The following is a 396-nucleotide window of genomic DNA, read 5'->3' as shown; positions in this document are numbered from 1 at the left end:
TGTCGACCACGACCTCGATGGCATTGCTGTTCGAGCTGTTGCCGGCCGGATCGGTGACGACGGCGCGGAACTGATAGTCGCCGTCGGCCAGGCTGGTCTGCGTGGCAGTCGTCGAGGTCCAGTTGGTGCCGCCATCGGTCGAAACTTGATAGGTCACCGCGGTGCCGTTGGCATCCGCGTTGCCGCTCAGGCTGAGATCGAAGGTGCCGTCGGTGGTGACCGCCGGGGTGTTCGGCGTGCCGGTGTCGGTGAGGTTGGCAAAGGCCAGCGTGCCGGCGCTCGGCGCGGTGTTGTCGACCACGACCTCGATGGCATTGCTGTTCGAGCTGTTGCCGGCCGGATCGGTGACGACGGCGCGGAACTGATAGTCGCCGTCGGCCAGAGATCGGAAGAGCG

The 396-nt window shown here is 66.2% G+C and carries 1 protein-coding gene; it reads right to left on the bottom strand.

Going from position 1 to position 396, the window contains the following annotated elements; genetic code table 11:
* Positions 1 to 396, bottom strand: a 396-nt coding sequence (locus X739_RS136600) for an Ig-like domain-containing protein (RefSeq protein WP_023796705.1), incomplete at both ends; no start/stop codon positions are given.

The sequence above is a fragment of the Mesorhizobium sp. LNHC209A00 genome (assembly GCF_000502915.1).
GTDB lineage: Bacteria > Pseudomonadota > Alphaproteobacteria > Rhizobiales > Rhizobiaceae > Mesorhizobium.
This window is presented reverse-complemented; position numbering and strand designations above follow the sequence as displayed.